The following is an 8236-nucleotide window of genomic DNA, read 5'->3' as shown; positions in this document are numbered from 1 at the left end:
AATCCAGCAAAGCTGGATAAGAGGCTGTAACAAAATAATTTAAATACTTTAAATTACTAGATTTGAATACCAATCCAGCAAAGCTGGATAAGAGGCTGTAACAAAATAATTTAAATACTTTAAATTATTTTGAACAGCCTCTAAACACAAAAGCCCGTGATGATTGGGGCCACCCCCTTTCACACACGGGCTTTTATGCTCTGTCTATCGCTTAGGAGGAACTTTTAAGCCTCTCTAGAGTATTTAAACCCTCATGGCTGGCGGTACTTCTTGTCGAAGCCCCATTCCCTCATGCCGTTGGTTTCTCCCGATGGCTTGGCTGGACACCAAGTTCTAATCGGGCCGCCTCGGTTTCAGGGTATTGTGCCGCCCATGAAAATCGACAACTTTTGGCTTTTTGGATGAAAGCCTTTGGGCTGCCTGTCCTCTTATGAGGTTTCCAAGTGGTTCCTATGGCTTTTGACTATTTTTCCTAAAAGCCGCTTCCAGCTTTTTCCTTTTATAACCTTATCATCTCCCTCTTACGGTGAAGACAAATGAGCTTTTAAAGTTTTAGATAAACAATCTAGATATTATTTTTTCAAACAACATCCGCCATTTCAACCTTTGCTTCCGCTTTCCGGTTGGCCGTTCAAAAAATCCGTCAATTCTGGTTCCGGACCCTCCACAGGGAGCTATCCTTACGGTTAGCCCCACCACAGAGACGAATTGATTCGCATCTTTTTAGTTTGCACCCGGCCAATCTGTAGTTCGGGCGTTCTCTAAACGATAGATAGATTTTCAAGGAACAAAAATTTGTGTTGAATGTTCTGCAGTATACTCAGAAAAAGTTTACTCACAAGACACTATTTTTTTTCATAGCTCTAACCGCTTGAAAAAATTAATTTATTTTGATGGTAAAAAAGTTATCCACAGCTGTTCATAACTTTTTCCACGCTGAATAGCGCTGTAAGTTTAGAAAACAACTCTATAAATTATAACAACATTTTTTGCTGTGACTGTACTGGGGATAAATAGCAAATAATACCCCTTAAAAAGAGTCTGCTGCGCCATTTTATTAATCAGGTAAGCACCTAAAATTGCTTCTTATTTCACAAAATTCTGTTACCATTTGTGTTCTTGTTTAACTGTAAGCAAGGGGGGAACAGTTTGAATTTTTCTATAAAAGCTGCGGTAAAAACTTTTTTTGCAAATATTATTGTAGCGCTTATCTATTTTTTGCTGGGGAAACTAGGGCTCACCATGGCCAGTTTGCACCATAATGTATCACCCATTTGGCCAGCCAGCGGATTTGCTGTTGCTTCTCTCATATTTTTAGGACCTCAAAGTATCCCAGGCATTTTTATTGGGGCTTTTTTTGTAAACGACACATCTCTCAACTCCACCTTGCCTGCTCTTTCCATTGCCGTGGGCAATACTCTACTTGCTGTTGCCGCCGTTTACATCATCAACATCTTCAAAAAGTTTAGGGAATACTTAGGCTATTTTTCCATTCCACTCGGAACAATTGTGGGTGGTGCAATTGGCGCCTCCATAAGTGCGGTGGGAGGAGTTGCTACACTATACCTATTTAAACTTCTCGCGAAGGACAATGTTAGTGGTGTTTGGCTTACCTGGTGGGTTGGCGATACCCTTGGAGTTTTGCTTGTCACACCATTTTTAATTGCTCTTTTGTCTTATATTCTTAAAAAGAAAAAAATCTCTCTTATATTGGCAGCAAAATTAGTAACCCTTACTTGTTTAACCGCCGCAGGCGCTCTATTTGCCTATTATTATCCACAGTTTAAAGCTCTCATTTTTCTTTCCTTTCCTATTATCCTTCTTGCCACTCTATGGCTTGATAACTTTGGAGCTTATTATGTAGCTCTTCTTGCCGCCTCTATTTGTACCCTAGCCACCGTGCTGGGCGCAGGCCCCTTTAACGGACTTTCTTTAAATAACAGCTTTTTATTTTTAGAGTTATTTTTATCGGCTGTGGCCTTAAGCGCACTCATCTTGCCTATATTTAAAAAAATGGGAGACTTAGTACTACCCGCCACCGTTTTATTGGTGGGATGGGCTTTATCAGGTATTTTATTTTATTCTCTCGATCAAAATCGTCGTCTTCTAGACGAAGCCCATCAAAACTCTCACATCCAGCAAATTGAAACAGAAGTTTTAGAGCGTATGGCCACCTACGAAGACGCTTTGCGTTCGGGTATTAGCTTATTTGGAGCCTCTAAAAGTGTGGAGCATGACGAATGGCAAAACTTTGTAGCGTCTTCAAAATTAATAGAAAGATACCCGGGAGTAAATGGCATGGGGGTTGTGATGAATGTTTTTCCATCCGATCTCGATTCCTTTATTGCTGACACACAAGCCGATAATGCACCCACTTATAATATTCACACCGTACCCGGCATAACAAATCCTCCCCCGGCCGATGTCCATTTTCTTATAAAATATATCGAACCGATTGAAACAAATTCACCTGCCTTAGGCCTTGATTTAGCTTCCGAAACAAATCGCAGAACAGCAGCCGAGTTAGCTCGTGATTTGGGCGAGCTGGTCATGACTGATAAAATTATTTTGATTCAGGATCAAAATAAACAACCGGGGTTTCTCATTTTTTTACCCTTCTATCAAAAAAATACCGTTCTTAAAACTGTTGAAGACCGTCGCGCCAATATTGTGGGATGGATCTATGCTCCGTTTGTTACAAAAAATTTCATGAGTGTCATCATGGGCACAGAAAAAGAGGAAATGGACGTATACTTATTTGAAGGACACAGTACAAACCCCGAACATTTACTCTACAACTCCAGCGAAATTTCTAATATTCCATCAAGGTTTGATTCCATTACCAGCCTTAATATGGCTCATAAGTCGTTTACACTGGGATGGACACGCACTCCCTACTTTGAAGCTGAAAACATAGCCCCTTCAGCCTATGTAGCATCTTTTGCTGCCTTTCTATCACTCTTGCTAGCAAGCCTGGTTGTTACTCTCCGCTCATTTGAACAACGTGCTGTTAGCATTGCCAAAGAAAGAACTGCCGATTTACAAGAACGCAAAGTTCAATTGCGCAATGCTTATAACCAATTACAAGAAACCCAAGAGCAGCTTTTAGCCAGCCAAAAAATGGATGCTATCGGTAAATTGGCGGGAGGTATTGCTCACGATTTTAATAATATCTTAAACGGCATTTTAGGATATGCCTCTATTTTAAAAAATAAATTTATAGACGACACCAAAACAAGTGCACAATTACAAATTATTATTACCTCGGCCGAACGCGGCGCCAAACTTACCACCGAGCTATTAGGTTTTGCTCGAAAAGGTCAGTATGAAAAAAAGGTTCTCGATCTCAATAACTGCATTGAAGAATCATTTAATTTACTTACATCTACCCTTCCAAAAAATATCAGTTTTAATTTTAATTTTAGCAAAGGGTCCTGCTGCTTTGAAGGTGACTCTAATCAGATCGTTCAGGTATTTTTAAATTTAGGTATTAATGCACGCGATGCCATGCCCCAGGGAGGCGCTCTTAATATTGCCACACAAGTTATCAACTTTAACGAAAGTGACATCAAAAATTTAAAACTGGATCTTAAACCCGGCTCGTATGTTCACTGCTCGTTTTCAGATACCGGACATGGCATCCCCGACCAAATTAAAGCCAAAATATTTGACCCTTTCTTTACCACAAAAGAGCAAGGCAAAGGAACGGGCCTTGGGTTATCTATGGTTTATGGTATAATTAAAAATCACGATGGTGACATTTCTGTCTTATCAACGCCTGGACAAGGCACTACATTTAATCTGTATTTTCCAAAAACTAATAAAACTCCAGACATCGAAAAAACTAAAACATTAACACCAGAGCAATTGAAAGAAATTAAACAAAATCTATCCGGCAAAATGCTTTTAGCCGTTGATGACGAACCTATTACGCTCGCTTATATAAAAGAAATACTGGAAGAAGCAGAACTAAAAGTAATAACGGCTGCCAATGGAGAGGAAGCATTATCTATTTTAGAAAATAAAAATAACCGCATCGATTTATGTGTTTTAGACATTGTGATGCCTGTCATGGACGGCATAACCCTTTTCAACCATCTAAAACAGAGAAAAATCGAAACTCCTATTATTTTTGCGAGTGGATACGCCGAGGACACGGCCGTTGCTAAAATTCAAAAAACGGACAACGTAGGATTTATTCAAAAACCTTACAACAAGGTAAAATTGCTAGAAACCATACTAAAAAAATTAAAGAAATAAATTGGATGTAAAGTATGAAATTACAAAATAAAATATCAGCTCTTGTTTTAAGCCTTGTATTTTTTCTCACACTGATTCTTTTTGTATTAGTACAGTCAAAATTATCTGTTGAATTTAGGGAAATTGAAACTGATTTAGCACAAAAAAATACCAAGCGCGTTGTAGATGCTATGCAAAATATGGTGGATACCCTTTATGCCAATCAGGGAGATTGGTCTTTATGGGATGACACCTTTTATTTTATACAAAATCATAATCAGGCTTATATTGATTCTAACCTTACTGATGCGTCAATCGCAACCACCGGTGTTGATTTTATGCTTTTTGTAAACCTGCAGGGAAAAGTTATTCATCATAAAAGCATCAATCACGAAAACCGTACAGAAACGGCAACACCCGACTTTATTTTAAAATTAGTATCACCCGAATATGGTATGCTTAACTTTAAAGATACTCAAGATCATCATCAAGGCGTGATCACGCTCAATGATACGTTTTACGTAATTAGCGCCCAACCTGTGCTTCTCTCTTCGGGTGAAGGTGATTCTGGGGGCACTTTAATATGGGGCTACAAGCTTGGTAATAGTGTTATTAATAAAATAAATGACATTACCCATAACAAATTTTCAATTTTATTATCCGATAAACTTGACAAAACTATTTCTCAAGACCTTCAGAATAAAAGCATCGTCTCTAGAATTATCGATGACAACGCTTACTACACCTATACCTATTTTCCCAACTACAAAGGTGATCACGAATATTATATCGAAACCCGCTTAGAGCGCCCGCTTTATAATCAGTATATTAAAACCATAAAGGCTATAGGCTTTGGACTATGCACTGTTGCTTTTCTCTTTGGCCTCATTCTCATTTCGACTATTCACAAAACAGTAACTCGCCCCCTTCTTGATTTAGGAATGGATTTAGAGAGTATAACTCTATCGCAAAATACAAGCTTACGGCTTACAAAAGCATCCGATGATGAAATAGGTAAAATAAGAACCACAATTAACAGCATGCTTGATGCTATTGATCAATCACGAGAAAAAATCTCCAGTATTCAGGAGCAACTCTATCAATCTCAAAAAATGGAATCGATAGGTAAACTGGCTGGCGGTATTGCTCACGATTTTAATAATTTATTGGGTGGCATATTGGGTTATGCTTCTCTCTTAAAGGAGCAATTAACAGATAATGAAAAAGCTCAAAAGAGACTGGCTGTAATTTCTTCTTCGGCTCAGCGTGGCGCCCAACTCACACGCGAGTTATTAGCCTTTGCTCGCAAGGGTGCCTATGAAAAAACCGTACTTAATCTCAACACCCTCATTAACCAAACTATTGAAATTTTACAAAGTACAGTGGGTAAAAATGTTACAATCCATAAAAATCTGGATGACCAACTCTTGAATGTAGAAGGTGATTCCACTCAACTTTCTCAAATTATCATGAATTTAGGGATTAACGCCCGCGATGCCATGAATGATGTGGGAAATATATTTTTCACAACCAAAAATATTTTATTTACCACCGACCAACCTCAACTTAAATTAAAAGCAGGGCAATATATAGAGCTTACTTGTGAAGATACAGGCCCTGGCATCAACGATGCGTTAAGAGAAAAAATTTTTGAACCTTTTTTTACAACAAAACCTTCCGGAAAAGGAACGGGCCTTGGATTATCAATGATCATGGGCATAGTGCAAAGCCATGAAGGGCAAACAATACTGGCTCCTTATATACAGGGTAAAGGTGCTACTTTTGTCATTTATTTGCCGGCAACTTTAAAAAGTGCTCAAAATGCTGATGAGCCTGATTCGCTTGTGTTAGATGACAACATACACTTTACCAATAAATCTATACTTGTTGTAGATGACGAAACACATATTCGCAGTTTTTTAAATGATGTTTTATCCGAGTACGGCGCCATTATTATAGAAGCCTCAAATGGTAACGAAGCACTTACTCTTCTAAAAGATCCAAAAAGTAATTTTGATTTAATTATTATGGATATTATTATGCCCGGTATTTCGGGCATCGAAACGTTTTATGAAATTCAAAAGTTTAATAAAACAACACCTGTGATGATGGCTAGTGGTTATACAGACAATGCCGATTTAGTAAAATTACGGGCAGATAAAAAGGTTAGTTTCATGCAAAAACCTTTTAGCAAAAAGGAACTTATCAATACTGTTAATGAAATTTTATTCCGGAAGATTTAAACCAACCATCCTGAGCTTATCAAGCACCATCGCTTTATCGAAGGGCTTCATGAGATACTCATTGGCACCTGCCATTAAGGCTGCCTGAACGTTTTCCATATCATTCTGGCCGGTGGTCATAATAAGAGGAATGTCTTTACCGTTAGATAATTCACGTACATTTTTTACAAAATCAAGACCTGACATTTTGGGGGTATTCCAGTCTACGAGAGCAACATCAAACGATTCGCCCCCTTTTATTTTTTCATAGGCATCAAAACAGTTTTCGGCTTCAACAATTTCCCAAGAAAAATCTTCTAAAATATCATTTAGCAACATGCGGGCAATTGGCTCATCATCGATAATTAAGATTTTCATTCTTTCCTCTTTATCAGTAGTTATTTTTGAAGTATAAAACTTATAGTTAAGTACCTATAATACAATCACTTAAGGAAATATCATATCTTAAAATAGATATTTTTAAACAAAAAATTAGCCCTAACGCCTTTAATCCAACCCAATTATGGCCAAAATCATATCCACTGATACCATTGAAGACATTTTTGGCTCATCGCCTGCCATGCAGGACATTAACAGGCTTATTAAAATTGCTTCCGGATCCAATACAAATATCCTTATTTTAGGGGAATCGGGCGTGGGTAAAGAAGTTGTGGCCCAAAGCATTCACAAACTCTCCAACCGAAAAGATAAACCTTTTGTTGTGGTTGATTGCAGCACCATGGCTCCCAATTTAATTGAAAGCGAACTCTTTGGACACGAAAAAGGCGCCTTTACCGGAGCTAATACAACCAAGCCTGGAAAATTTGAAATGGCTGATGGAGGCACCTTATTTTTAGATGAAATTGGCAATATTTCACCCGAAATTCAGGCCAAACTATTGCGCTATATTGAAACACAAACTTTTGAGCGTGTTGGTGGTCATAAATCTATTAAAACCTCGGTACGTTTTATTACAGCCACCAACGTAGATTTAAAAGAAGTATCCGATAAAGGACTTTTTAGACTCGATCTCTATCACCGTCTTAATGTATTTCCCCTGATTATCCCGCCATTGCGCGAGAGAAAAGATGATCTTCCCCTCTTCATCTATCGTTTTCTAGAAATCATGGCTAAAAAAAACAACCGGCTCATCCCTCATATTAGCGAAAAAGCCATGACGTGCTTAATTGAATATGATTACCCCGGAAACTTGAGAGAACTGCGTAATATTATTGAACGACTTGTAGTAACTAGCGATACAGATATCGATGTAAAAAATTTGCCTTCCGAAATTAAAAACGCGACTAAAAAATTAAGCACCAAGAAAATTGAATTCAGCTACGACCCTTCGATGAGTTTAAAAGAAATATCACGTCAGGCTTTACATATTATCGAAAAGGAATGGATTCATAATACACTGGCTCACACGGGTGATCATTATGGTAAAGCGGCTGAAATTTTAGGAATCACGCCCCGCACTCTTTATAATAAAATGAAGGAACTTAAAATAAGAGCCAAATAAGGCTGTTTCCTCTGCTTTCACTTCTATTCATTCTCTTCATTGTTCATTTTAGCCAAACACCCCATTCTATCACTAAAAAACGGAAAAAAGTTTCCGAAACAGGCAAAAAAGTCGGGCCTTTTTGACACTCCCTGGGTTCAATAAGCAAGTGCACCACTTAGAATAGATGAGTATTCTGAGTGGATATGGGTAAAAACTACTATCAATTTACTTTAATTGAACGAGAAACGATCGCGATTTTAAAGGCTAGGGG

4 protein-coding genes are annotated in these 8236 nt (G+C 38.1%); 3 read left to right on the top strand and 1 reads right to left on the bottom strand.

The annotated features are described in order from the left end of the window. Nucleotides 1-1149: 1149 nt before the first annotated feature. Together K1X76_12720 and K1X76_12715 are read left to right on the top strand one after the other, a co-directional pair. The gene (locus tag K1X76_12720; GenBank protein MBX7149926.1) at nucleotides 1150-4260 is read left to right on the top strand and encodes a CHASE domain-containing protein; all 3111 of its coding nucleotides are present in this window, start codon (nucleotides 1150-1152) and stop codon (nucleotides 4258-4260) included. 14 nt (nucleotides 4261-4274) lie between these two features. Then, on the top strand, nucleotides 4275-6482 hold the full coding sequence (locus tag K1X76_12715) for a response regulator (GenBank protein ID MBX7149925.1): 2208 nt from the start codon (nucleotides 4275-4277) through the stop codon (nucleotides 6480-6482). On the opposite strand, the gene K1X76_12710 is transcribed toward K1X76_12715, so the two are convergent. Beyond that, complete coding sequence (locus K1X76_12710) at nucleotides 6465-6839, bottom strand: response regulator (GenBank protein ID MBX7149924.1); 375 nt, start codon at nucleotides 6837-6839, stop codon at nucleotides 6465-6467. The two genes, K1X76_12715 and K1X76_12710, sit on opposite strands and share 18 nt — an antisense overlap. Nucleotides 6840-6984: 145 nt before the next feature. On the opposite strand from K1X76_12710, the gene K1X76_12705 reads away from it, so the two are divergent. Next, a complete protein-coding gene (locus K1X76_12705) occupies nucleotides 6985-7983 on the top strand; it encodes a sigma-54 dependent transcriptional regulator (GenBank protein MBX7149923.1) in 999 nt (332 codons plus the stop codon). Nucleotides 7984-8236 lie beyond the last annotated feature (253 nt).

It is taken from the genome of bacterium (genome assembly GCA_019695305.1).
GTDB lineage: Bacteria > UBA10199 > UBA10199 > UBA10199 > JAIBAG01 > JAIBAG01.
This window is presented reverse-complemented; position numbering and strand designations above follow the sequence as displayed.

Coding starts and splice junctions, on each gene's coding strand:
- K1X76_12715 (MBX7149925.1), top strand. CDS start 4,275: ATGAAATTACAAAATAAAATATCAGCTCTTGTTTTAAGCCTTGTATTT.
- K1X76_12710 (MBX7149924.1), bottom strand. CDS start 6,839: ATGAAAATCTTAATTATCGATGATGAGCCAATTGCCCGCATGTTGCTA.
- K1X76_12705 (MBX7149923.1), top strand. CDS start 6,985: ATGGCCAAAATCATATCCACTGATACCATTGAAGACATTTTTGGCTCA.